Origin of the sequence: Dyella sp., from assembly GCF_051954575.1 — a bacterium.
Lineage (GTDB): Bacteria > Pseudomonadota > Gammaproteobacteria > Xanthomonadales > Rhodanobacteraceae > Dyella_B.
Window position 1 is genome coordinate 1 of record NZ_JBQCHP010000030.1, and the last position, 26,321, is coordinate 26,321.

Genomic DNA, 26,321 nt, shown 5'->3' on the forward strand with positions numbered 1-26,321 from the left:
TGCTGCTGCTTGCGGTGCTGTTCAACCATTACGTGCGCTTGCATGCCACCCGCAGCAAATAAGGGTATCGCCATGACCGGCAACGACGATTACATCCTGCAACTGGAAAACGTCAGCAAATTCTTCGGCACGGTGATTGCGCTCAAGGATGTCACGCTGCGCCTGCGCCGCGGCGAGGTGCACTGCCTGCTTGGCGACAATGGCGCCGGTAAATCCACGCTGATCAAAACGTTGGCTGGCGTGCATGCACCCAGCCGCGGACGCTATCTGGTGGAAGGCAAGGAGGTGCATTTCACCTCGCCGCGCGAGGCGCTCGATCACGGCATTGCCACCGTATACCAGGATCTCGCGCTAGTGCCCTTGATGAGCGTGGCGCGCAACTTCTTCGCCGGTCGCGAACCGGCGCGCAAGCTGTTCGGCCTGATTCCCGTGATGGATATCGCACATGCCGCGCGAGTGTCGGAAGAAAAGCTGGCGGAGATGGGCATCCAGATCCGCTCGCCGCATCAGGCGGTCGGCACCATGTCGGGCGGCGAACGGCAGTGCCTGGCGATCGCCCGCGCCATCCACTTCGGCGCCAAGGTGCTGATTCTGGATGAACCCACCGCCGCGCTCGGCATCAAGCAGAGCTGCAACGTGCTCAAGTTGATCCACACGGCGCGTGCGCGCGGCATCTCGGTGATCTTCATCACCCACAACGTGCATCACGCCTATCCGATCGGCGACAGCTTCACCCTGCTCAATCGCGGCCAATCCATGGGCACCTTCGCCAAGCACGACCTGGCCAAGGAAACACTGCTGGACATGATGGCCGGCGGCACGGAAATCCAAAGCCTGGTCGCCGAACTGGAAGGGCGCGCTGCGGCGTGAAAGAGCCACGAGCATGACGACCAACGAACGCACCTACGACCTTATCTGCCTCGGCCGCCTCGCCGCGGACCTCTACGCGCAGCAAGCTGGCGCGCGATTGGAAGACGCCACCAGCTTCGCCAAATATCTCGGCGGCTCATCCGCCAATGCCGCGTTCGGCGCCGCACGCCTTGGCCTGCGCACCGCCATGTTGAGCCGCGTGGGCGACGACCATATGGGCCGCTTCCTGCTCGAAACGCTCGCGCGCGAAGGCTGCGATGTCAGCCATGTAGGCATCGATCGCGAACGGCTTACCGCTCTGGTGCTGCTCGGCATCAAGGACCGCGACACCTTTCCACTGATCTTCTACCGCGAGAATTGCGCGGACATGGCGATCGACGAGGCCGACATCGATGAGGCCTTCATTGCATCCAGCCGGGCGCTGGCGATCACCGGCACGCATTTCTCCACGCCGCGCGTCCATGCGGCGAGCAGCAAGGCGCTGGCCTTCGCCAAGAAGCATGGCGTGCGCACCGTGCTCGATATCGATTATCGGCCGGTACTTTGGGGGCTTACCGGGCGCGGCGATGGCGAAACACGCTTCATCGCCAACGATGGGGTGACCGCGCACCTGCAAGCGATGCTGCCGCAGTTCGATTTGATCGTCGGCACGGAAGAGGAATTCCATATCGCCGGCGGCAGCGGCGATCTGCTCACCACGCTACGTGCCGTGCGCGCAGTGACCAAGGCCACGCTAGTGGTGAAGCGCGGCGCGCAGGGCTGCCATGTGCTCGAAGGCGCGATTCCTACCAGCATGCACGACATCGCCATGCATCGCGGCGCCCGCGTGGAGGTGCTCAATGTATTGGGCGCGGGCGACGCCTTCATGGCCGGCTTTCTCTACGGCTGGCTGCGCGACCGGAACATCGAACAAAGCTGCACCTACGCCAATGCTTGCGGTGCGATCGTGGTATCGCGTCATGGCTGCGCGCCGGCCATGCCCAGCCGTGCGGAACTGGATTATTTCCTCGCGCGTGTCGAGCAGTTGCAGCGTCCCGACCAGGACGAAGAACTGGCCCATCTGCATCGCGTCAGCGTGGCGCGGCCAGCGTGGGAAGATCTGCATATCTTCGCCTTTGACCATCGCAGCCAGTTCTACGAACTGGCCTGCGCATGCGGCGCGGAAGAAGCGCGGCTACCGCGCCTGAAGCGCCTGCTGGTCGATGCAGTGGCGAAGGTCGAGCGCGAGCTGGATCTTACCCATCGCGTGGGCGTGCTGATCGATCAGCGTTATGGCCAGGATGCGCTCAACGCCGCAACCGGGCGTGGCTGGTGGGTCGGCCGTCCGGTGGAAACGCCCGGTTCCAATCCCTTGGAATTCGAGTACGGTCGCTCGCTCGGCAGCCAGCTGGTGCAGTGGCCGCACGAGCACGTGGTGAAATGCCTGGTGCAGTTCGATCCGGATGGCGACGCCGAACTGCGCCTGGAGCAGGAAACGCAGCTGCGCACGCTGTATGACGCCGTCAAGCAAAGTGGCCACGAACTGTTGCTGGAGGTGATTCCCCCTGCTTCTACCAGCGGCACACAAGGCGAGCGCGTATTGCGCGCGATGAAGCGCATCTACAATCTCGGCATACGTCCCCAATGGTGGAAGCTGAAGCCGCTGCCCGCGAAGGACTGGACCGCCATCGATGCACTGCTGGCCGAGCGCGATCCGTATTGCCGTGGCGTGGTGCTGCTGGGCCTCAACGCACCGTTCGCCGAACTGGCCGAAGGCTTTGCCGCCGCCGCACAGAGCGCAAGTTGCCGAGGATTCGCTGTCGGTCGCAGTCTGTTCCTGGAACCTTCGCGCGCCTGGCTCAGCAACGAGATCGATGACGACACGCTGGTCGAGCGTGCATCGCAACAGTTCGCAAAGCTGATCGCGCTATGGCAGCAGTCGCGCCGCGGCAGCAAGACGACCGGAGTCGCCGCATGAGTACGCTGCGGCTCACCATGTCGCAGGCACTGGTGCGCTATCTCGCCGCGCAGAAGGTGCGCGACGAAGACAGCGGCGAGCTGTTGCCGATGTTCGGTGGCGTGTTCGCCATCTTCGGTCACGGCAACGTGGCCGGGGTGGGTGAAGCGCTTTACCAGCATCGCGAACAGCTACCCACCTATCGCGCGCACAACGAGCAGGCGATGGCGAATGCGGCGATCGCCTATGCGAAAGCACAGATGCGACGGCGTATGATGGCAGTGACCACCTCGATCGGCCCGGGCGCCACCAACTTGCTGACCTCGGCCGCATTGGCGCACGTCAATCGCTTGCCAGTGCTGCTTCTTCCGGGCGATATCTTTGTGTCGCGCGCACCCGATCCGGTGCTGCAGCAGATCGAGGATTTCAGCGATGGCACGGTCAGCGTCAACGATTGCTTCCGTCCGGTATCGCGTTATTTCGATCGCATCGTGAGGCCGGAACAGCTGTTCACCGCCCTGCCCCGCGCGATGCATGTGCTGACCGATGCTGCGCTATGCGGCCCCGTTACGCTTGCACTGCCGCAGGACGTGCAAGCCGAAGCCTGCGACTGGCCGGAGGACTTCTTCACCGAGCGCGTGCATAGCTTCCGTCGCTTGCCGCCTGCACCAGAAGACATCACTGCCGCAGCCGACGCGTTACGTCATGCGAAGCATCCCGTAGTGGTCGTGGGCGGCGGCGCACTGTATGCACAAGCAAGCGAGGCTGTACGCCACTTCGCCGAGACTCATGGCGTGCCGGTGGCGGAAACGCAGGCCGGCAAAGGCACGCTCGCCTGGCATCATCCGCTGCAACTGGGACCGGCAGGTGTATGTGGTTCGACTGCGGCCAACGATCTTCTGGCCGATGCCGATGTCGTGCTGGCCGTGGGCACGCGCCTGCAGGATTTCACCACCGGTTCCAACGCGCTTTACCGCCACGCACGCATCATCACGCTCAACGTCAACGGCTATGACGCGCTCAAAGGCGGTGGCGTACAGGTGCTGGCCGATGCGCGGCTCGGCCTCGGCGCCCTTTCGAAGGAACTCGGCGCCTGGCGCGCTAAGCAAGCATGGCGCGAGCGCGCCGAACAACTTGCCAAGCAATGGCGCGAACTCGTCGATAAGATCGCCTCGCGACGCGAACTGCCGGCAGGCACGCTGCCGTATGACGGCGAGATCATCGGCGCCGTCCAGCGCTCGCATGCCCATTCCACACGCGACGATATCGTCGTGTGCGCTGCCGGCACGCTACCGGCCGAATTGGAAAAGCTGTGGCGCACCGAAACGCCTGGCGGCTATCACATGGAGTACGGCTACTCCTGCATGGGTTACGAGATTGCCGGCGGCCTTGGCGTGAAGATGGCCAAACCCGAGCGCGAAGTGATCGTGATGCTGGGCGACGGCAGTTACCTGATGCTCAATGCGGAAATCGCCACCTCGGTGATGCTGGGCCAAAAGCTTATCGTGATCGTGCTGGACAACCGCGGCTTCGGCTGCATCAACCGTTTGCAACAAGCCTGCGGCGGCCCGCCGTTCAACAACATGCTCGACGATTGCCTGCATGGCTCCGATGACGCCCCAGCCATCGATTTCGCCGCACATGCTCGCGCCATGGGCGCGCAAGCCGAGCACGTGCGCAGCATTGCCGAGTTGGAACAGGCACTGACGCGTGCGCGTGCCTCCACGCGTACCTACCTGATCGCGATCGACACCGACCATCGTCGCACCACCGAAGCCGGCGGCTGCTGGTGGGAAGTAGCAGTACCCGAAATGTCCGAGCGTGAATCCGTGCAAGCCGCGCGACGCGACTATGAACAGGCCAAGGAAAGACAGCGGCTCTACCCGGTAACAGGCAAGCCCGATGAGCACTGATACGTTCAAGGTAAAGATCGGCATCAACCCGATCGGCTGGAGCAACGACGATCTCCCTGCGCTGGGTGGCGAAACGCCGCTGTCCACGGCACTCAGCGAAGGCCGCGACATCGGCTATCAGGGTTTCGAACTGGGCAACAAGTTTCCGCGCGAGCCCGCCGCATTGCGCGAACTGATGGCCGGCTACGGACTGGAAGTCGTTTCAGGCTGGTATTCCGGCTGGCTCGCCGAGCGTTCCGTGCAGGAAGAAATCGCCGCGGTCGAGCCGCATCTGCGCCTGCTCGCCGAGAACGGCTGCAAGGTGATGGTGTACGGTGAAGTGGCCGATTCGATCCAGGGCGAACGCTCCACGCCGCTCTACAAGCGCCCGCAGTTCCGCGATGAAGACACGTTCAAGCGCTACGGCGAGCGGCTTACTGCATTCGGCCAGCACCTGCTGAAGCATGGCGTGCGATTGGCGTATCACCATCACATGGGCGCCTACGTGGAAGCGCCGGAGGATATCGACCGCCTCATGGCCTGTACCGGCGACGAGGTCGGCCTGCTGTTCGACAGCGGCCACGCCTATTTCGGCGGTGGCGATCCGCTGGCCGTGCTCGACCGGCACATCCAGCGCGTGTGCCATGTGCATTGCAAGGACGTGCGGCCAACTATCGTGCAACACGCGCGCAATCGGCAATGGAGCTTTCTCGATGCGGTGTTGAACGGCGTATTCACCGTGCCCGGCGACGGCGGCATCGATTTCGCCGCCATCGTCGCCACCTTGCGTGCGCACGGCTATCGGGGCTGGCTGGTGGTGGAGGCCGAGCAGGATCCTGCGGTGGCGCCAAGTTACGCGTATGCCAGCAAGGGTTACCGCACGCTGCGTGCGTTGATCGATGCGCCGCTGCAGGAGGTCGCATGAGCCTGCTGGTCAAGGGACGTCCGCAAGGGCGCGACATCGTCAAGGTGACGCCCGAATCCGCCGGCTGGAAGCATGTCGGCTTTGAAGCTTTCCGCCTTTCACCAAAGGAAGACCTTCGCTTCGTCTTGCCTGCGGATCGCGAAGGCTGCCTGGTCGTGCTTACCGGCCGCGTGGATGTTCATGCACACGGCGAATCATTCGAATACCTCGGTGGCCGCGCCAGCGTGTTCGACGAACGTTCTCCGGATGCGGTCTACGCGCCGCCCGGCGCCTCCTTCGATATCACTGCGCACGATGCAGTGGAGCTGGCCCTGGCGACCGCCCCCGCCAAGGGGCAGCATCCCGTGCGGCTTATTCCAGGCGCCAGCATGAAACGCTCGGTGCGCGGCAAAAGCACCAACACGCGCTACGTCTGCGACATCCTGCCGGAAACCGAGCCGGCCGAATCGCTGCTGGTGGTGGAAGTGGTGACGCCGGCCGCACATTCGTCCAGCTATCCGCCTCACAAGCACGATAACAACAACCTGCCTTTGGAAAGTTCGAGGGATGAAACCTATTACCACCGCATCGATCCGCCGCAGGGTTTCGCTTTCCAGCGCGTGTATACCGACGCGCGCGACCTGGACGAATCCATGGCGGTGGGCGACCACGATGTGGTGATGGTGCCGCGCGGCTATCACCCGGTCGTGATGCCGCATGGTTACCGCGGTTATTACCTCAACGTCATGGCCGGCCCGCATCGCGCATGGCATTTCAAGAACGACCCGGCGCACGACTGGCTGATACCGCGCTGAGATTGCATCGAAGAGGAACACCCATGTCCGCTCAACCTTCCGAACACACCGCGCCGCACACCACCGGCCACTACATCAATGGCCAGCTCCATGACGGCAGCGGCAACACCCTGCCCTCTTACAACCCTGCGACTGGCGCCGTCATCGGCACAGTAGCGCTGGCCACGGCCGCGGACGTGGATGCTGCCGTGAAAGCGGCCGACGCCGCGTTCCATGCATGGTCGCAAACGCCACCGTTGAAGCGTGCGCGCGTGATGTTCCGCTTCAAGGAACTGATCGAGCGCGACATGGACAAGCTTGCCGCCACCATCACGCGCGAGCACGGCAAGGTGTTTGCCGACGCCAAGGGCGAGGTGGTGCGCGGACTGGAAGTGGTCGAGTACGCCTGTGGCATTCCGGAACTGCTGAAAGGCGAATACACCGAGCAGATAGCCAGCGACATCGACGCCTGGACCATGCGCCAGCCAGTAGGCGTGTGCGCCGGCATCACGCCGTTCAACTTCCCTGCGATGGTGCCGATGTGGATGTTCCCGATGGCCATCGCTTGCGGCAATACGTTCGTACTTAAACCCTCGGAACGCGACCCTTCCGCCTCGCTGATGCTCGCGCAATTGCTGCAGGAAGCCGGCCTGCCCGACGGTGTTTTCAACGTCGTGCAGGGCGACAAGACTGCCGTCGATGCGCTGCTGGATCATCCCAAAGTCCGCGCGGTGAGCTTTGTCGGCTCCACGCCGATCGCGCAGTACATCTACGCGCGCGGCACCGCGAACGGCAAGCGTGTGCAGGCGCTGGGCGGCGCCAAGAACCATATGGTCGTGATGCCCGATGCCGATATCGACAAAGCCGCGGACGCGTTGATCGGTGCCGGCTACGGCGCGGCCGGCGAACGCTGCATGGCCATTTCCGTCGCTGTCGCCGTCGGTGACGCCACGGCGGATGCGCTGGTGGCGAAGCTGACGCCGAAGGTGCGCGCGCTGCGCATCGGCGAAGGCATGGATGCACAAGTGGAGATGGGCCCGGTGATCACCGCGCAGCATCGCGACAAGATCACCGCGTATATCGAAGACGGCCTCTCGGCAGGCGCCACGCTGGTGGTCGATGGTCGCGGTCATCGCGTGGCCGGCTGCGAGCAAGGTTTCTTCCTTGGCGGCTCGCTGTTCGATCGCGTTACGCCGGACATACGCATCTACAAGGAAGAAATTTTCGGCCCGGTGCTGTGCGTGGTGCGTGTACCGGATTTCGCCAGCGCGCTCACCCTGGTCAACGAGCACGAATACGGCAACGGTACCGCGATCTTTACGCGCGACGGCCAGGTGGCGCGCGAATTCGCGCATCGCGTGCAGGTGGGCATGATCGGCATCAACGTACCGATTCCCGTGCCGATGGCGTTTCACAGCTTCGGCGGCTGGAAGAGGAGCCTGTTCGGCGATCACCACGCACACGGCCCCGAAGGCGTGCGCTTCTACACGCGGCAGAAAGCCGTGACGCAGCGCTGGCTGGCCAGCGAAGGCAGCCGCGGACCGGAGTTTGCGATGCCCACGCATTGAGCGTGCGTTTCCGACGCAAATGAAATTGTCTAACAACGGCCGGCTCGCGTAGCATCGTCCGCCATGCAACACGCTCGCCTGCCCCTGCTTTCCCATTTGCGCCGCCATCGCGGCCTGTGGGCGTTGGCCGTGGCGGTATTGCTGTTCAAGCTGCTGACGAGTTCCATCTGCCTGGCCGATCCACAGGCATCCTCAGCATCCATCTCGGGAAACGCAGCGCAAACGTCGATGGTCCACGCTTCCGTGCCGGATGACGCCAGCTGCCTGCTCGGTGAAGCGGGCGGATGCCACTGCAACTGCGCGCACAACATGCCGCTGCCGGCCGGCATGGTCTTGATGATGCCGAACCATGGCGTGTCGTTCACGCCTGCCGCCGCCTCTGAGGGTATTGCCCCGGAACCTACCGCCTCGCTGCTGCGGCCTCCAATCGCTGCCTGAAAACACCGACTCACCGTGGCGCAGCCTAATGCCGCGCCACGCTTCGTGTTCGTTTTCAGGAGATGATTTTTCATGGCTAGCTCAAGCCCGGCGCCGTGGGGTGCCGTCTGTTTGCTGTGCGCCTTATCGCTCGGCATGTTGTTTTCCTCAACGCTTCATGCGTCGACTCAGCCCGACACGTCCGCACCATGGCGTGAACCCATCCGTGCACTTTGGACGATCAATCCGGACGTGCAGGTCGCGCGCGCCGATCTCGATGCCGCATACGCCCGCGCGCGTGCCGCCGATCAACCGCTCTACAACCCCGCGCTGGCGCTCGAAGCGGAAAACGCCGATGTGGATCGGCGTACCGCACAGCTTAGCCTTACGCTGGACGTGTCGGGCAAGCGCCGCGCACGCGCTACGCAGGGCCAGGCAGAGTTACGCGTGGCGCAAGCAGCGTACGACCTGCAACGCCAGTTGACGGCGCAACAATGGCTCAAGGTGTGGTCCACCCTGTCCCTGGCGACGCGACAGCGTGAATTGGGACAACAGCGCCTCGCACTGATGCAGCGCTTCGATGACCTGGCTGCGCAGCGGCTGAAAGTAGGCGATATCAGCAGTCCCGAGCGCGATCTGGCAGGACTGGCGCTAGGCGAGGCGCAAATGCAGCAAGCCACGCTGGTGGGCAATGAAGCGGCGGTGCGTGCCGCATTGCTTGCGCTCGCCGACGACACGCACACCATCGCACCACCGCCATGGCCGCACAGCTTTCCGCCCAGTACAGCGAGCATGGCGCCGCGTGCCGTTGCCGATCTGCCGCAGGTGGTGCTGGCGCAAGCGCGCGAAGCGAGTGCGGATGCAGCCATTCGCGTGGCGCAACGCAACCGTCTTCCCGACCCCACGGTCAGCCTGACCGGTGGACGCGTTCGTGCCGGCCCGGTGACCGATCGCGTCATTGGTGTCAGCGTCAGCGTACCCTTGCCGGTGCTCAATAGCGGACGCGCCGACGTGGATGCCGCGCGCGCCGATGCGGACGCCGCCATCGCCAAGTTGCAAGGCGAACGCTTGCGCGCGCGGGCCGCTTTGCAGGAAGCGCAAGCGCGTTACGAAGCATTGCGTACCGCCGCGGCATCGTTCCAGAACAGCCGTGCCGCCGCCTTCCAGGAACGCACGGCCCTGCAGGAAAAACTCTGGCGCGCAGGCGAACTCGGCACCTCCGATTACCTGGTGCAACTCAAACAAAGCCTGGATACCGCGCTTTCCGGCCTCGAACTGGAAAACCAGGCCTGGCAGGCCTGGTTCGATTACCTCACCGCTGCCGGTCGTTTGAACGACTGGATCGATGGCCGCATGCAGGAGGCCGCACCATGAAGACATTATTTTTATCGCTAGGCCTGTTTGTCGTGACAGGCATGATCACCCTTGCCGATGCGCAGGAGGCGAACAATCCGCTGAAGCTCGATGCAGCGGCGATCAAGGACGCCGGCATCGTCACCGCACAAGCACAACTGCGCGCCTTTCCCGATGAACTGAAGGCACCGGGCGAGGTAAAGCTCGATGCCTACGCCACCGTGCTGGTGTCGCCGCGCATCGATTCGCAAGTGGTAGCACGCAAAGCCCGGTTGGGCGATCTGGTCAAGGCCGCCGAAGCACTCGTCACGCTTTCGAGTGTCGAAGTGGCCGAAACCGAAGGCACGCTGATCGTGGCCGAGCAGGATTGGCAGCGCATCGCCGCACTGGGACCGCAAGCGGTATCGGCGCGCCGCTACAACGAAACCAAGGTGCAGCGCGACCAGGCCCACGCCAAGCTGCTCGCCTATGGTTTGTCCAAGGAACAGATCCAGGCGGTGCTGCGCGGCGGTTCGGCCAAGGCCGATGGCAGTTATGCGTTGCTCTCGCCGATCGCCGGCCGCATCACCTCGGATGATTTCCTGGTGGGCGAGCGCGTGCAGCCTGGACGCACGCTCTTTACCATCGTCGACGAAAACGCGGTCTGGGTGGAAGCGCAATTACCGCCCGCGGATGCCGAGAAGGTTTCGCCGGGCGATACGGCGCGCATCCTCGCACAAGGCATCAGCTTGCCCGGCACCGTATTGCAGCGATCGCACCAGACCAACGAGCGTACGCGCACCGCGCTCGTGCGCATCAAGGTCGACAACGCGAGCGATGCGCTGCATCCGGGCGAACTGGTCGATGCGCGCATCGCCATCGCGGGCAGCAAGCAGGTGCTGGCCGTTCCCAGCGACGCGGTGGTGCTGTGGCAGAACCAGGCCACCGTGTTCGTCGACAAGGGACAAGGCCAGTTCGAACCCGCGCCAGTCGTCATCGGCGAGACGCGCCAGGGCTGGATCGAAATCAAGCAAGGACTCAAGGCCGGCGCTGCCTATGTGCGCGATGGCGCCTTCGCGCTCAAGGCGCGTCTGTTGCGCTCGCAGTTGGGAGAAGAATGATGCTTGGGCGCCTTGCCGAACTTTCGCTGCGTTACAAAGTATTGGTGCTAATCCTTTTTGCGGTGATCGGCGCCCTCGGCTACCAGGCCGTGCGCACGTTGCCCATCGACGCCTTCCCGGACGTCACGCCGGTGCAGGCGAACGTATATACCGAAGCGCCCGGCCTGGCCGCCGAGGATGTCGAACAACTGCTGACGACACCGGTGGAATCCGCACTCGCCGGCCTGCCCAAGGTGCAGGAAATCCGCTCGGTCAGCCTGTTCGGCTTGTCGTATGTCTCGGTGTACTTCGACGACGACATGGACATCTACTTCGCTCGCCAGCTGGTCAACGAGCGGCTTCAGCAAGTGGGCGACCGCTTGCCCGCCGGCTATGGCAAACCCGAGATGGGACCGAACACGTCGGGCCTTGGCCAAGTGTTCTGGTACACGGTGGAGCGTGCGGACGACGCGCTCGAGGACGCACCCAGCGACATGGACTTGCGCACCCTGCAGGATTGGACGATTCGCCTGATCCTGCGCACTGCACCGGGCGTGGACGATGTCACCTCCTGGGGTGGCCAGGAAAAGCAGTACCAGGTTCGCATCGATCCGATGAAGCTGATTGCGCACAACCTCGGCTTCAAGCAGGTGATCGAAGCGCTCCAGGCCAACAATGCGCAGGTCGGGGGCAACTTCGTGGACGTGGGGCGCGAGCAATATCTCGTGCGCGGCCTCGGCCTGGTCAAGGACACCAGGGACATCGGCCAGATCGTGCTCAAGAGCGAAAACGGCACGCCGGTCTACGTGCGCGATGTGGCAAGCATCACCGAGGCCGGCGCGCCACGCACCGGCGCGATCACCCGCGACGGCAAGGAAGTGGTGATGGGGCAGGCGCTCGCGCGCGTCGGCGAGAACGCCAAGCGCGTGGTCGATGCGGTGCAGGCCAAGCTGGCCACGGTGAAGCAGGCATTGCCGCCGGGCGTGGTGGTGAAGCCGGTTTACGAACGCACCGAACTGGTGAACAAGGCTGTGCAGACTGCTGTGCGCGCGCTCATCGAAGGTTCCGTGCTGGTCGCCATCGTGCTGTTTCTGTTCCTGGGCGAATTACGCAGTGCGGTGGTGGTCGTGATTGCATTGCCGCTGGCCATGCTCATTGCGTTCATCTGCATGGAGCAAGCCGGGCTGTCGGCCAACCTGATGTCGCTCGCGGGATTGGCGATCGGCATCGGCATGATGGTGGATGGCGCAGTGGTGATGGTCGAGAACGCCTTCCGCATCATGGCCGAACGAAAGGCGCAGGGCCTGCCCGTCGACAGAACGGCCGCCGTGCTCGCGGCGGCGCGCGAAGTGGCCAATCCGATCGCCTTCGCGATCCTGATCATCATCGTGGTGTTCCTGCCGTTGCTCAGCCTGCAAGGATTGGAAGGCAAGATGTTCAAGCCGATGGCCTTCAACATCAGCTTTGCCATGGCCGGATCGTTGCTGCTCGCGTTGACGCTTATTCCTGTCCTCGCCGCGCTGATGCTCAAGCCAAAGGAGGAAAAGGACACGCGGCTGGTGGCCTTCCTGAAGCGTCGCTACGACACCGTGTTGACGTGGTCGCTACGTCATCGCCGCACCGTACTCGCCATCGCCGGCGGCGCGCTGATCGGCAGCCTTGCGCTGTTTCCGCTCCTGGGCAAGGAATTCATGCCGAACCTGCGCGAGGGCGCGATCATGTGGCGCATTACTTCCATTCCTTCGGCGTCGCTCGATGAATCGATCGCCGTTTCCAGGCAGGTGGCCGATCGCGTCAGGGCCAAGTTTCCGGAAGTGGAGACCACCCTGGCGATGATCGGTCGCGCCGAAAAAGGCGAGACCGCCGACGTGAACTATATGGAGGTCTACACACCGCTCAAGCCGAAGGACCAATGGCGCAAAGGGCAGACGCTCGAAAGTATCGAGGCGGACATGCAGAAAGAACTGTCCGATGCGCTACCTACTGCGGTGGTGAGCTACACGCAGCCGATCCAGATGCGCATCGAAGAACTGATTTCCGGCGTGCGCGCCACGCTCGCGCTCAAGCTCTATGGCGACGATCTGGCCACGCTCGATCGTTTGAGTGGCCAGATCAAGAATGCGCTCGCCGGCGTACCGGGCGTGGCGGACCTCGCCCTGGAGGCCAACCTGGGCAAACCGCAGATCCGCATTCGCGTGGACCGCGACGCGCTCGCGCGGTACGGCCTCAATGCGGACGATGTATTGACGGTGGTCAAAAATGGCATCGGCGGCGAACCGGTCACCCCGCTGATGGAAGGCGTCAAGCGATTCGACATCGCCGTTCGCCTGGATGACAAGGACAGGGAGTCGCCGGCATCCATCCAGCGCATTCCCTTGCGTACGTCCACGGGCGCCATCGTGCAACTCTCCCAGGTGGCGGAGGTGAGCGAGGCCGAAGGTTATTCCTTCATCCGGCGCGAACAGCTGCAGCGATATGCCGTTATCCAGATGGATGTGCGTGGGCGCGATATCGATGGTTTTGTCCGCGATGCCAACGCAGCCATCAGCCAGGCAGTGAGGTTGCCGACGGGCTACTACATCGAGTGGGGCGGCGCATTCGAGAACCAGCAGCGTGCGTTGAAGCGCTTGTCGCTGATCGTGCCGGCCACGGTCTTCTTTATCTTCATCCTGCTCTACACCGCCTTCAACTCAATGAAATACGCCGGCCTGATCCTGGCCAATGTGCCGTTCGCCATCATCGGCGGCATCGTTGCGCTTGCCATCACCGGTCAGTATTTATCCGTCCCCTCGGCGATTGGCTTTATCGCGGTGTTCGGCGTCGCCATGCTCAACGGCATCGTGCTGGTGAGCTTCTTGAACGAACAGCGTGCAAAAGGATTGTCGGTTCGCGACGCCGTCGTGCGCGGTAGCATGTTGCGCCTGCGTCCCGTGTTGATGACCGCGAGCGTGGCGATTCTTGGCCTGGTGCCGATGCTGCTGTCCAGCGGCGTGGGTGCAGAAACGCAGCGCCCGCTGGCCACCGTAGTGGTGGGTGGCCTGGTCACGTCGACCTTGCTGACGCTGGTGCTGCTGCCGGTGTTGTACGACTGGATGGAGCAGCGGACGGCATCAGGCAAAAATACCGTGCGTTCGCGCCTGGCCTGAAAACCAGCATCGCGTCTGACGCGTAAGACGGAGCCGCACTCCTGCGGCTCCGCCTTCCCGCCTGTCAGTGCATCCGTGCACACCCCTTTTCAAGGCTTACTGCACGTTCAAATTGACGTCGTCCAGCACGAACGAGGTTTGCAGCGAAGTGTCTTCGGTGCCGGTGAACTTCAGCGTCACGGTCTGCCCGATATACGAGCTGAGGTTATAGCTGTGCACCTGGTAACCCGACGCCGCGTTGAGGTTGGAGAAGGTCGCCAGCGTCGTCAGCACCGTTCCGCTGCTGTTGACCAGTTGCACCTTCAGCGTGTCGTACGCGGTCGTCGTGGTGGTCTCTGCGGTGTCGACATGCAGATAGAACTGCAAGGTGGCGCTGGATTTTCCGGAAGGAATGCTCACCGTCTGCGACACCGTATCGGTATGGGTGCTGCCGTAGCCATCCATCCATGCGAACCACGAACCGTTGTGCGCAACTTCGCCAGAGCAGCTGCTGTTGCTGCAAAGCACGCCGGAGCTCATCGACCAGGGCGATGCCGTGCCGGTTTCAAAGCCGGGATTGCCGAGCAGTTGGGTCGAACCGCCGCCGCTGCTGACGGTGACCGATTTGCTGGTGCTGTTGGTGGCGCCGGTGTTGTCGGTTACCTTCAGTGTGACGGTGTAGGTACCCGCAGCTGTGTAGGTGTGGCTGGGGCTGGCGCTGGTCGACGTGCCGCCATCGCCGAAGGTCCACGCGTACGAGCTGATGGTGCCGCCGGTATCGGTGGAGGTGTTGGTGAAGTTCACCGTCAGGCCGTTCACGCTGTCGGTGAAATTGGCAACGGGGTTACCGCCGCCGCCCGACCCGCCACCGGCCAGGCTGCTGAACTGGTTGACGATCACGCTGCCCCAGCCGGTGGTGTAGTCCCAGCCGCTCGCCGCGGTTTCGCCGCTGTTGTTGCCCGAGGTGACGTCGTGGAACGCCGCAGCGTAATTGCTGGACGATTTCGCGACGCTGTAGAGCACCGGCGAGGCGAAGCCCAGGCTGGTGCCCTTGGCCTGCAGCACCAATCCCCACATGCCGGCAGCCAATGGCGCGGCGAGGCTGGTGCCGCCGATCTGCTGGTTGGCCTGGCCATCCACGTAGACCAGCGCGCCGCTCACGGGGCTCGCGTCGAAGGCGATATCGGGCACGCCGCGATGGCTCTGGTCGGTGATGCCCGCCACGCCCTGCTGCCAGCTCGGAATCGGTTCGAAGGTGCTGGGGCTGCCGCCGGTGGCGCCTTCGCTCGAGCTTAAGTTGTTCCACACCGTTTCGCTTGCCCACGTGGTAGTGCTGTTCGTGTAGAGCTCGGTGCCGCCCACGGCAGTGACGTATTGCGAACTGGCCGGCCAGCTCGGCGTGATGCCACCATTGCTGCATTCATCCGCGCCAGAATCGCCGGAGGAAACGAAGAAGGTCTGGCCTTGCGCGACGGCCTGCTTGAAGGTGCTGTCGTTCGAAGATGCCGCACCGCTGGATTGCGCCGAGGTCTCGCATTCGCCCAGCGACACGTCGATCGCCTTGAGCAGGTTGTCGGACACGACATCGTTGTAGATGGTCTGCAGGTCCGCATCGCTCAACGAATTGGCGTTGTAGAAGTAGTACTGCGACTGCCCCGTCATGGCGAGGATGTCCTGGCTGTCCAGATCCCATTCGCCATCGCCGCTGGTGCTGCTGCCTGCGTTGGGTCCCTTGATCGTCACCGTTACGCTCGGATAGGTCGCCTTGAGGTCGCTGACCACGTTGCTCAGGCTGCCCGACGACACTGAACCTACGATCGGCGAGGCGACGTTCGCCATGCTGCTGGCGCCGTAGATCGTGCGGAAATCGGAGGGCTGGTGGCCCACCGGCGTACCGGCCATCGGCTGCAGGTTGTTGCCATGGACCACGTTAGGGTTGAGCCGCTTGGCGAACACGTGCGAGATATGCACGTTCTGCATGCCGAGCACGGCGTTGACGGTTCCCTGCAGGCTGGCGGGAATTCGCACAGGGCTGTTGTTGGCGAAGGCATCCCGGCCTTCCTTGGTCTTCACATGCACGAAGCTCGTGCCGAATGCGGTCTGCGCCGTATCGGCGCGGCCATCGGCTTCCACCTGTGCGCGGTTGGGCGCGATCTTGACGTTGGTGAAGCCGGCCTTGCTCAGGTAATTGGCGACGGCTTGCGCCTGTTCGGCCGTGGGCGCGTACTGCGCATTGAATTGCTCGGAGGTGAGCGGCTTGAAGCCGGGCTTGGCAATGTAGCTGTCCAACTGCTGCTCGTTGCGCAGTTTCAGCGTGACGACCACATGCATCGGATGCGAAAACGCCAGCGGCCCTACGACCTGGTCACCCGTGCGCAAGGCAACGGCGGGATGAAGGTTGACCATGGCAGTGGAGCTGGCGGCCGCCATGTTGCCTGCATCCGGCAACGGTGCGGCGTGCACATACACCGCGTTGACCGCAACCAGACCCAATGCAATCAGCATGGCCTTGTGATGAAAACGACTAGACATTAGTTCACTCCCCAGGAATGTTGAGGACGAGCGAAGCCACTGAGGTCGCGCGTACCTCATGCCAGTGAAGTCGCGCTCGCACGCGACGCCATATCGAACAATGCTGCGTCTTAAGATTCCCCCGAGCACCGGCGTGCTGCTGCTCCCCCTGCTCCCGTTGCGGGCAGTGCCGATTGCAGCGCTCAGGTGATGCATCCCCACAAACACGTTGCATCGCCAAGGAATCATTCGTCGCCAATTCCCTGCCACGAATGCATTTGAAAGTATCGGGCGGAAAATTCAGCGTCAAGCAACGTGCATGGAACTGCGTCGCAGAAAAAATGCACACGCCAAATTCACCATACGCGATATGTTTTTCCTATCGCATGAATCTGCTCGCTTTGCGCCAAAGGTTTTTTGCGTAGCGTTGGAAATCCATGCCCATGCATGGCGGGCAGATTCGACCGCGCGTTCCTCATCCATTTGTTCACGCAAATTCTTCCGAACGCATCGGCTTGACCATAAACTGGAACAATTGCTGCGCAGAATTTCGCAAGCTTATTGAAAGCGTGGCGAGAAAAACCTGCACGCGACGTTCACGTTCGCACGATCCAAATCGCTGAAGGCGTCATCACGTCCGTGAAATGCACGATGACAAGCATGAATGCATGCCAACGGCGCAACCTTCAAGGATCGATGCGCACACCAAGCATGGCGAGTTGGCGCAAGCCATCCGGCGTCGGCAGCAAGGCGCGATTGCGCGGCGCGCGGCGCAACCAGCCCGTATCGAGCAGACCGCCGGTGATGGCGACGCCGAGCGCGCCACCCAGATGCAGGCGGCGCTCGGTCCAATCCAGGCAGCCGCGTCCGCGCAGCTGCACCAACTGCTGGGTCGATGCCATCTGCCAACCGGCATGTATCAACGCATCGGCAGCGTCCGGCAACAGCGACATGCCATCGCTGTCCGCACGCAGCCATCCTCGATGCAGCCATGCTTCACACAGCGCGACACCCAACTGCCCGGCAAGGTGGCGATAGCACGTGCGCGCACGGCACAACGTGAGATCGCGCGACGCCGGCCTGGGCACCGCACGCGTGGCATGCGGCAAGGCCATCGCTTCCAGCCATGCCGCCACGTCGTCATTGGCCAGGCGGTAATAGCGATGCCGACCCTGTTCGTGCAGGCCAAGCAGGCCGCCATCGAGCAGGCGCTTCAGATGCGCACTGGCGGTTGCCGCGCTTACCCCGGCGACCTCCGCCAGTTCGCCGGCCGGGCGCATGGTGCCGTCCATCAATGCCAACAGAATCGCCGCGCGTGCCGGCTCGGCCAGCATGGCGCCCAGTTCGGCCAGTTGATAACGGTTGAGCGGGCTCACGTCGTTCATGAAGGCAGTGTAGCCATCGCGCATCGTCAACGTTTCGCCGGCGCCCGAAGCGTGCGCTTGCCCGGCGGCGAGGCGCCGTTGGCGTAGTCCATCAACAGCGTGGCGAGGTGATCGTACAACGCACGCATCAGTGCGTTGCGGCGCAAATCCTCGTGCATCGCCACCCAGGTATCCATGTGCAACTCGAAGCTGTCCGCGAACAGGCGCAGCAGCGACGGGTCGCGATCGCCGATGCCACATTGGCAGATGGCGATGCCATAACCCGCGCGCAGCGCCGCCAACGCGGCAAGGTCGTTGTCGGTGCGCAAGGCGAAATGCTCGCGCGCATAAGGCACGCCGGCCGGACGCAGGCTGCGGATGTATGCCGTTTCCCGGTCGAAGCCGATCAGTGCGTGCCCGGCGAGCTCGGCCATCGTACCGGGACGTCCATGCGCTTTAACGTAACGCCGGTGCGCATACATGCCGAGCGCGATCCTGCCGACCTGTCGCGCAACCAGCGCATCCTGGGTAGGACGGCCCATGCGGATGGCGATGTCGGCGTCGCGACGCAGCAGGTTTTCCGCCTGGTTGGAAAGGGACAGCTCCATCACCACGCCCGGGTGCCGCTCGCGGAAGGCGGCAAGCATCGGCGGCAGCACTTCCACGCCCACCACCTCGCTGGCGGCGATGCGCACCACGCCGGCGATCGCGTCGTCGCGAGTGGTCGCGGCTCGCCGCAGCGCCGCCGAAGCGGACGCCATCGCTTGCGCATGCGGCAGCAAGGCATGCGCCAGGTCGGTGGGCGATACGCCTTGCGGCGAGCGGGCGAACAGCGAGACGCCCAGGGTGTCCTCCAGCTCGCGAATATGCCGCCCCAGGCTCGGCTGCGTCATACCGAGCAGGCGAGCGGCGGCAGACAGGCTGCCTTCACGCATCACCGCGAGAAACGAACGGTACAACTCCCAACCGGGTTCTTGGATGGTCATGCATATTTGTATAACAGCTCTACGCTATTAGGCAATTTTCTTTTGGGCTGGGCGCGACCAGACTTCCGTTCAACCCCCACGGAGACCGAAGTCATGCGCACATCTCGAACGGCATTGGTGATCGGTGCCAACGGCGGCATCGGCCGCGAAACCTGCCTGGCATTGCAGAAACACGGTTGGCAGGTGCGCGCCCTGGTGCGGCATCTGCCGGCTGAGCAAGACGGCATCGCCTGGATTCAGGGCGACGCGATGCAGCTTGCCGACGTGCTCGCCGCCGCAAACGGCGTGAACGTGATCGTGCACGCGGTCAATCCACCGGGCTATCGCCAGTGGGACACGCTGGTGCTGCCGATGCTGGAAAACACGATCGAGGCGGCCAAGGCGGCGCATGCGCGCATCGTGCTGCCCGGCACGATCTACAACTTCGGTCCCGATGCATTCCCGCTGTTGCGCGAGGATGCGCCGCAACATCCGCAAACGCGCAAGGGTGAGATTCGCGCGCAGATGGAGCGCCGCCTGGCGCAGGCCACGCATGCCGGCGTGCGCACGCTGATCGTGCGTTGCGGTGATTTCATTGGGCCGCGCGCCGGCAACAACTGGTTCGGACAGGGATTGGTGCAACCGGGCAAGCCGGTCACGACGCTGCGCTACCCTGCCGATTACGCGCATCATCACGCATGGGCCTATCTGCCCGATGTGGCGGAAACGATCGCCCGCCTGCTCGAACGCGAGCGTGCCCTGGCCGACTTCGACGTGTATCACTTCGGTGGTTATTGGCTGGATGGTCATGCGATGGCCGATGCCGTCCGGCGTGCGGCCGACAACCCGCACATCGTATTAAAGCGCTTTCCCTGGTGGTTGACGGCGTTGGCGGCACCGTTCATGGAAACGCTGCGGGAACTGCGCAAGATGCGTTATCTGTGGCGGGAATCGATCCGGCTGGACGATGCCAAGTTGGTGGCGTTTTTGGGTGAGCGGCCTTATACGCCGATAGACAAGGCGTTACACGCGACATTGGTGGGGCTTGGTTGTGTGTAATCCCCAACGCTCTCTCACTGTTTGGCATGGCGACGTTGGGGTTTTCACCCCAACCTACGAGCGTTACGTTCCTCTTGGTTTTGCGCGATGCGTCGGTGTGGCGGTCCACGGATCGTCCGGCCAGGGATGCTTGGGATAGCGCCCCTTCAACTCCTTCTTCACTTCCGGATAGGTGCGTTCCCAGAAACCATGCAGATCCTGCGTGACCTGGATCGGACGTCCCGCGGGCGACAGCAGATGCAGCGTCACCGGCACGCGGCCGCCGGCCACGCGCGGCGTGTCGGCCAGGCCGAACAGTTCCTGCAGCTTTACGGCAAGCACCGGTGGCTCGCCGGGCTTGTATTCGAGACGGCGCGTCTGTCCGCTGGGCACGGTCAAGCTGTCGGGCGCCTGCACATCCAGTTGCTTGCGCTGCTCGTAGTCGAACAATGCGGCCAGTGCCTGGGAAAGCTCGTCTTCCGACAAGGCATCGAGCTTGCGCTTGGTCTGCAGGTACGGGCCGAGCCAGTCTTCGAGCGTAGCCAGCAGATGTGCATCGGAAACATCAGGCAAGCCCAGTTCCGGCATCCATTCGCGCAGCGATTGCATGCGCAGGCGCAGTCGGCGCGCCGATTCGCTCCATGGCAAGGCATCCAATCCGCGTTGACGGACCGCGGCAAGCAACGCCGGCACGGCGTCTTCCGGCTGCACGGGAACGCTGCGCCGTTCGAGCACGATCGCGCCGAAGCGGCGTTCCTCGAACGCTTCCACCGCCGCGCGCTCTTCATTCCAGCGCACGGTGCGCACGCGCTGGAATTGGCCGGGATAGTCTTCTTCCAGCACGCGCGGGTCGAGCGGCGCCGCGGCCAATATCAAGCTATCGCGCGCTTCGTGACGAAGATCGAGCGCGACCAGCCACGGTTCGCCCAGCAATGCCGTCTGTTCGTGCAGACGCGCGCCGCGGCCGTTGGCCAAGGTGTAGCGTGCTGGATTGCTGTCGTCCTGACGCGCGATGCGATCGGGAAACGCATGCAGCAACAAATCGCCGACCGCGTGACTATGCGGCACGCCGCTGGCGGCGCTGCGTATGCCCAGGCGTTGACGCCAGCCTTTGCTGGCCTGCTCGACCGCAGCCAGTGCGCCCGCATCCGCGCCATGGCTCAAACCGGTTGCGCTGCGTCGATCGCGCCACGCGTGCAACGCTGTCACCCGTGCCCGGAAATCATCGCTGCGCGCCTGCTCGCCGCGCAGCGGAGAACGCGCTTCCATCAGTGCAAGCAGATCCGCCACCAATGCATGCAATGTTTCGGGTGCGCGCAAGGCCGCCGCGCCAAGTCGCGGGGTCGCACCAAGTTCCAGCATTCGGCGTCCCAAAGCAGTGATGCGGCCTTGCGCATCGAGCGCACCTAGCCGCACGAGCAATTCGCGCGCCTGCGCCAGTGCACCAGCGGGCGGTGGATCGAGCCAGGATAGTTCCGCGCTGCCCCAGGCGGCCAGTTCCAGCGCCAGCCCCGATAGTTCCGCCTGCATGATTTCCGCCGTGCGCGACGCATCCAGGCGGCGGCTTTGCGGCCACAGGCGGTAAGCCGTGCCTTCGGCGACACGCCCTGCGCGTCCCGCGCGCTGATCGGCAGAGGCTTGCGAAATGGTCACGGTTTCCAGCCGCGTAAAGCCGGAGTTCGGATCGAAGCACGGTTCGCGTGCCAGCCCGGTGTCGATCACCGCGCGGATGCCAGGCAACGTCACGCTGGATTCGGCGACATTGGTAGCCAGCACGATGCGGCGCATGCCCGCTTCCGCCGGCGCCAGCGCGAGCTGCTGTTCAGTCAGCGAGAGCTCCCCGTGCAACGCCATCACTTCCAGGTCGTCCCGCTGCAGCGCCTGCATCATGCCTTGCACGCGGGCGATTTCGCGGCGACCCGGGAGAAACGCAAGCACGTCGCCCTGGTTTTCTTCCAGTGCTTGCCGAGCGATGCGCACCAGATGCTGTTCCGTGCTTTCCTGCGTACGCGCAGGCGGATATTCGATGCGCACCGGAAAGCTGCGGCCGGGGCTGCTGATGCGTGGTGCATCCAGCCATTGCGCGATGCGTTCGCCATCGAGCGTGGCCGACATCACCACGATGCGCAGATCCGGCCGCAAGGTGTTTTGCACATCCAGCGCCAAGGCCGCGCCGAGATCACCCGCCAGGTGTCGTTCGTGGAATTCGTCGAACAGGATCGCGCCGATGCCGGTGAGTTCGGGGTCGTTTTGGATCAGCCGCGTAAGGATGCCTTCGGTCACCACTTCGATATGCGTGGCCGCGCTGACGCGCGCTTCGAAGCGAATGCGATAACCCACCGTCTGCCCGACTTGTTCTCCAAGTTGCTGCGCCATGAATTGCGCCGCCGCGCGCGCAGCGATGCGGCGCGGCTCGAGCATGATGATCTTCTTGCCTTCGAGCCAGTCCTCGTTGCGCAACGCGAGCGGAACTTGCGTGGTCTTGCCGGCACCGGGCGGCGCTTCCAGCACCAGGCGCGGCTGTGCGGCCAGCGTGGCACGGATATCGGGCAGCAGTGGCGTGATCGGAAACTGCAAAATGCTCAAACTTGCGCGGCTGACGGAAAATCGTTGCGATAGACGTAGGTTGGGGTGCGAACCCCAACGCACCTACGCTCATGCATGGCGATGTTGGGGTTTGCACCCCAACCTACGGCAGTATTATCGACGCAGCGGGTATTCCACCGGCGGACCCTTCTCGCCATGCAGCGGCGCCAGCGACTGGAACTTCTCCTGGTATTCGTCGGTGATCTGCTTGGCTTCCTCGCTGTTGGTGATCACACGCGGAGTGATCAGCACGATCAGTTCCGAGCGGGCTTTATTTTTATCGGTCGAACCAAACAGCTTGCCCAGGACAGGGATGCGGCTCAGCCCCGGCACGCCTCTGTTGGTGTCGCTATCAGTCTGCTGAATCAGGCCGCCAAGCAGCACGGTCTGACCGTTCTGCACACCCAGCTGGGTAGCGATCTGACGCTGCGAAATCGTGTAATTGCCTTGGCTGTTGGGATTGCCGTTCAACGAACTGACTTGCTGGTCGATGTTGAGATAGACCAGGCCACCCGGATTCACGCGTGGCTGTACGTCGAGGATCACGCCGGTAGGTATGTATTGCACCTGGCCCACCGTCGTGCCGGTTCCGGTTCCCAGGCCGGTGTAATAGGTCTGGTTCACCGGCACCTGGTCACCCACCTGGATGTGCGCGACCTGATTGTTGAGCACGACCAGCGAAGGCGCTGACAGCGTCTTGGTGTTGCCACTGGTTTCCAGCGCATTGAGCGCGACCTGGAATTTTCCGCCCGGGCTCAGGAAGGAATAGAAGAAGGGCTGCCCGCTGTACGTGTTGCTCGCATTGCTGCCAGGGCCAATGCCACCGCCCAGGCCAATCCAGCGGTGCGCACCGGGATAGCCTGGCGTAAATCCACCATTACTGTTTGCCTGTCCACCAGCCAGCCCCTGCAGATACCACTGCACACCGAACTGGAAGTCGCCCGTCAACGCCACTTCGAACACGCGTGTCTCGATCTGCACCTGCAGCGGCGGCACGTCAAGGTTCTTGATGACGCCGAGAATCTCCTGCCATTGCGCCGGACGCGCGCGCACCAGCAACTGGTTGTTGCCGCTCACCGAACCGATGCGGATGCTGCCGTCCTTGGAGCTGTAACCCTGATCCTGGGCCTGGCTGTTGGCCAGGCCGCCATTCATGCCGACGCCGTTGACGGCCGTGCCGCCACCGATGCCACCGATGCCTCCGATGCCTCCGGTAGAGGACGAGCCCAAGCCACCGCCGTAGGAGCTGCCGCCCGTACCACCCAAACCGCCACCGGACAGCCCATTGGATAGTCCGCTGCCGGTGGTGGAATTGCCAAAGCCGCCGGCGGTACTACCCATGCCGCTGCTGTTGCCGCTGCCGTTGTTGCCCACACCCAGCGTCGACGCACCACCTGCGCCTGGTGCCACTGCTCCACCACGATCGGACGAACCGCCACTGTTGTCGGTATAGATCTGCGCCAGATAGTGCGCCAGGTCCGCCGCGCCGATGTTGCGCACGTCATACACATACAACTGGGGCTCGTTGCCGCCGCCCAGGTCGATCTTGGCGATCCAGTTGCCGATCTCGTTGAGATAGCTCGGCTGGGTGCTGATCACCACCAGCGCGTTGGTGCGCTTGATCGGGATGAAGCGGAACATGCCGGCCAGCGGCGTGTCGCCCTTTGCGCCGAACATCGCGTCGAGCTGCGGCATCAGGTCTTCCACCGTCGCGTGCTGCAGGTTGAACACGCCCACCGACATGCCGCGCAGCCAGTCCACGTCGAAGGTGCGGATGGTACGGCTGTAGTTGTCGATTTCATCCGGCGTGCCGGACACCACGATCACGTTGCGCGCGTTGTCGACCAGCAAAATCGAATCGGGGCGAGCGAACGGCTTGAGCAGTTTCTGCATCTGGTCCGCGGCGATGTAATGCAGCGGGAACAGGCGAGCCTGCATGCCTCCGCTCGGCGCCGCCGCGCCGAGGCTGGGCGCGACGTTGCCTGCCACGGCGTCCTTCTCCGGCATCACCACATAGCGGCCGTCGGTTTTCACCAGCGCGTTGTGCGTCCACGACAGCAGCGTTTCCAGGATCGGCATGGCCTGGCTGCTGTCGACCGGCTCGGAGGTGGAGAAGGAGATATTGCCCTGCACGCCCGGCACGATGGTGTAGTTCTCGTGCAAGAGATCGCCCAGGATCGCCTTTACCACCGCCTGCACCGGCTGGTTTTCGAAGTTGAAGGTGACCGCGCCGGCGCCCGAGGCGGGACGGTGCGGCCTGGCCGGTCCGGTCGGCCGCACGAACTCGCCGGTGCCGGGCGTGATGCTGGCCACGGCCGGCGCCGCCTGCCCGTTGTTGAGGTTGGTGTTCAGCGGCTGCGGCTGCGGCGCGGGCTTTTCGGTGCCGGCGACGGCTTCGCGTTCCAGCTGATGGTTGTCGGGGACCAGCGGCTTGTTGGCCGCGCAGCCGCTCAGGAAGACCGCCAACGCGATCGCGCCGATGCGCAGGCCGATGCGTGGGGTGGATTGCAGGCGCGTGTGTGACATGTATCAGTGTTCTCCCTGATTCCCTGTTTGCTGCTGCTGGGAACGCTGCTTAAGAATGGCAGCTCGTAGTTTTTGCAAGCGCTCCGCTTGCGCATCGTTGGGCCGAACCGGCGGCGGCGGTGCCGGCCGCATGAGTACGCCATTCTGGGCAGGCTCGGGACGACCCGGCTCCGCACCGTCTTCCGGCTGTGGCTGGTTCATCGGTATGGCGCCCTGCGGTGACGACGCGTTCGGCACCGGCTGCTTCTGGTCTATCGGAGCACCGGCCGGCAGCTTCAGTTCCGTGCGTCCGCTGGGTGAGGCGAAGATCGCTGAGCGCGGCAGTACCTGGACCAGCTTCCAGGTGCTGTCGGGCAAGGTGGACCCTTCGCGCACGCTCACCTGCTTGTCTTCGTCGCCGCCCTTGCTGTTGGTGGGGCCGAGCAGGGCCATATGCAGGCCGGGCGTGAGAATGATGCCGGTGAGCTGGAGATCACCCAGGCTCACGCCTTCGCTGCCGCCGCTTTGCGTGACGATCGGCTTGCGGTCGGCGCTGAACAGCGGGTGTTCCCAGGTTTGCGCGTAGCTTTGCAGCGGCGGCGGCGTGGGCAGGTTGACCGCGTGCACGGCCGGCAGGGGCGGCACCGGGCGCGGCGGGTCCCAGCTCACGCCGCGTCCCGCGCCGAACATCAGCGCAAGCAGCGCCACGCCGAACACGGCCACGGCGGCACCCACAGCGGGGGTTAGACGGCGCTGGGCGGCGGCGTTCATTCGTCGTCCCCTCCCGGCGCCTGCGTGTTAGGTTCCTGCCCATTGGCGGGTGCGGCCTGCTTGCCGGAGGCACGCACGTAACCGGCCAGCGTGAATTGCACTTCCAGCGGCGCCACATTCTTCTGTGTGTTCACCAGCGGATTGCGGTACACACTGAAATCCTGCACGAACAGATACGGCTTGCCTTTTTCAAGCGTGTACAACAGGCCCATCAACGGCTGCATGTCGCAATGCAGGCTGATGCTGACCACCACCTTCTGATACGGATCGCTCGACGAAGTGCCCGGGTTGTTCACCGGCATCTTCTGGCTGACTTCGCAACTGCCTTCCTGCGCGTGCGCGGCGGCATCGTCCACCACGCGCTGCATCAAGGACGCGGAGGCCGCATTGGGATCGGTCTCGGTCAGGAAGGTGCTGCTGTCGGTCTGCGCGTGGCCGAGTTCTTCGATGCGCTTGAGCAGTTGCGGCTTCTGCGCGATGGCAGCGGCATAGCGGCTTTGCGTATCGCGCAGATCGTCCATCTGGCTGTCGATGTCGCGCAGCGGCGCCACGAACCACCAATGCAGCAACAGGAAATACGTCAGCACCAGCACCAGCAGCAACAGGCCGATCGCGGCCATGCGGCTTTCGGTGGGTTTCATCG

Annotated in this window: 18 protein-coding genes; 11 read left to right on the forward strand and 7 right to left on the reverse strand. The window is 63.7% G+C overall.

Going from position 1 to position 26,321, the window contains the following annotated elements:
- The first annotated feature begins 72 nt into the window (after positions 1–72).
- The 10 genes from ACTHNE_RS04180 (at position 73) to ACTHNE_RS04225 (ending at position 13,959) form a co-directional block, all read left to right on the forward strand.
- The gene (locus ACTHNE_RS04180) at positions 73–870 is read left to right on the forward strand and encodes an ATP-binding cassette domain-containing protein (RefSeq protein WP_324943242.1); all 798 of its coding nucleotides are present in this window, start codon (positions 73–75) and stop codon (positions 868–870) included.
- A 13-nt stretch (positions 871–883) separates the two neighbouring features.
- On the forward strand, positions 884–2,827 hold the full coding sequence (locus ACTHNE_RS04185) for a bifunctional 5-dehydro-2-deoxygluconokinase/5-dehydro-2-deoxyphosphogluconate aldolase (protein ID WP_440268627.1): 1,944 nt from the start codon (positions 884–886) through the stop codon (positions 2,825–2,827).
- The gene (iolD, locus tag ACTHNE_RS04190) at positions 2,824–4,719 is read left to right on the forward strand and encodes a 3D-(3,5/4)-trihydroxycyclohexane-1,2-dione acylhydrolase (decyclizing) (RefSeq protein ID WP_440268628.1); all 1,896 of its coding nucleotides are present in this window, start codon (positions 2,824–2,826) and stop codon (positions 4,717–4,719) included. Before ACTHNE_RS04185 ends, iolD begins: the two co-directional genes overlap by 4 nt.
- The gene (iolE, locus tag ACTHNE_RS04195) at positions 4,709–5,623 is read left to right on the forward strand and encodes a myo-inosose-2 dehydratase (protein WP_440268629.1); all 915 of its coding nucleotides are present in this window, start codon (positions 4,709–4,711) and stop codon (positions 5,621–5,623) included. The genes iolD and iolE overlap by 11 nt, the downstream gene beginning before the upstream one ends.
- On the forward strand, positions 5,620–6,417 hold the full coding sequence (iolB, locus tag ACTHNE_RS04200; protein ID WP_440268630.1) for a 5-deoxy-glucuronate isomerase: 798 nt from the start codon (positions 5,620–5,622) through the stop codon (positions 6,415–6,417). Before iolE ends, iolB begins: the two co-directional genes overlap by 4 nt.
- 23 nt (positions 6,418–6,440) lie before the next feature.
- Positions 6,441–7,964 carry a CoA-acylating methylmalonate-semialdehyde dehydrogenase gene (locus ACTHNE_RS04205; protein ID WP_440268631.1) on the forward strand — a complete coding sequence of 508 codons (1,524 nt, stop codon included), beginning with the start codon at positions 6,441–6,443 and terminating at the stop codon, positions 7,962–7,964.
- A 63-nt stretch (positions 7,965–8,027) separates the two neighbouring features.
- On the forward strand, positions 8,028–8,402 hold the full coding sequence (locus ACTHNE_RS04210) for a hypothetical protein (RefSeq protein ID WP_440268632.1): 375 nt from the start codon (positions 8,028–8,030) through the stop codon (positions 8,400–8,402).
- A 72-nt stretch (positions 8,403–8,474) separates the two neighbouring features.
- Positions 8,475–9,755 carry a TolC family protein gene (locus tag ACTHNE_RS04215; RefSeq protein ID WP_324942726.1) on the forward strand — a complete coding sequence of 427 codons (1,281 nt, stop codon included), beginning with the start codon at positions 8,475–8,477 and terminating at the stop codon, positions 9,753–9,755.
- A complete protein-coding gene (locus ACTHNE_RS04220; RefSeq protein ID WP_440268633.1) occupies positions 9,752–10,834 on the forward strand; it encodes an efflux RND transporter periplasmic adaptor subunit in 1,083 nt (360 codons plus the stop codon). The genes ACTHNE_RS04215 and ACTHNE_RS04220 overlap by 4 nt, the downstream gene beginning before the upstream one ends.
- Positions 10,834–13,959 (forward strand): efflux RND transporter permease subunit, encoded by a 3,126-nt coding sequence (locus ACTHNE_RS04225; protein ID WP_440268634.1) that lies wholly within the window; start codon positions 10,834–10,836, stop codon positions 13,957–13,959. The genes ACTHNE_RS04220 and ACTHNE_RS04225 overlap by 1 nt, the downstream gene beginning before the upstream one ends.
- 96 nt (positions 13,960–14,055) lie before the next feature.
- Here the strand turns inward: ACTHNE_RS04225 and ACTHNE_RS04230 are convergent, their stop codons facing one another.
- From ACTHNE_RS04230 to ACTHNE_RS04240, 3 genes are all read right to left on the reverse strand, one after another.
- On the reverse strand, positions 14,056–16,470 hold the full coding sequence (locus tag ACTHNE_RS04230) for a protease pro-enzyme activation domain-containing protein (protein ID WP_324942720.1): 2,415 nt from the start codon (positions 16,468–16,470) through the stop codon (positions 14,056–14,058).
- Between the two features lie 665 nt (positions 16,471–17,135).
- On the reverse strand, positions 17,136–17,834 hold the full coding sequence (locus tag ACTHNE_RS04235; RefSeq protein WP_324942714.1) for an ArsR/SmtB family transcription factor: 699 nt from the start codon (positions 17,832–17,834) through the stop codon (positions 17,136–17,138).
- Between the two features lie 26 nt (positions 17,835–17,860).
- A complete protein-coding gene (locus ACTHNE_RS04240; RefSeq protein ID WP_440268635.1) occupies positions 17,861–18,799 on the reverse strand; it encodes a LysR family transcriptional regulator in 939 nt (312 codons plus the stop codon).
- A gap of 93 nt (positions 18,800–18,892) precedes the next feature.
- Between ACTHNE_RS04240 and ACTHNE_RS04245 the strand changes: the two genes are divergently transcribed.
- Complete coding sequence (locus tag ACTHNE_RS04245; protein WP_440268636.1) at positions 18,893–19,837, forward strand: NAD(P)H-binding protein; 945 nt, start codon at positions 18,893–18,895, stop codon at positions 19,835–19,837.
- Positions 19,838–19,900: 63 nt separating this feature from the next.
- On the opposite strand, the gene hrpB is transcribed toward ACTHNE_RS04245, so the two are convergent.
- From hrpB to gspM, 4 genes are all read right to left on the reverse strand, one after another.
- On the reverse strand, positions 19,901–22,402 hold the full coding sequence (gene hrpB, locus ACTHNE_RS04250) for an ATP-dependent helicase HrpB (RefSeq protein ID WP_324942703.1): 2,502 nt from the start codon (positions 22,400–22,402) through the stop codon (positions 19,901–19,903).
- 114 nt (positions 22,403–22,516) lie between these two features.
- Complete coding sequence (gene gspD / locus ACTHNE_RS04255; protein WP_324942700.1) at positions 22,517–24,928, reverse strand: type II secretion system secretin GspD; 2,412 nt, start codon at positions 24,926–24,928, stop codon at positions 22,517–22,519.
- Between the two features lie 3 nt (positions 24,929–24,931).
- A complete protein-coding gene (locus tag ACTHNE_RS04260; protein WP_324942697.1) occupies positions 24,932–25,678 on the reverse strand; it encodes a hypothetical protein in 747 nt (248 codons plus the stop codon).
- A complete protein-coding gene (gspM, locus tag ACTHNE_RS04265) occupies positions 25,675–26,319 on the reverse strand; it encodes a type II secretion system protein GspM (RefSeq protein ID WP_440268637.1) in 645 nt (214 codons plus the stop codon). Before gspM ends, ACTHNE_RS04260 begins: the two co-directional genes overlap by 4 nt.
- Between the last annotated feature and the right edge of the window lie 2 nt (positions 26,320–26,321).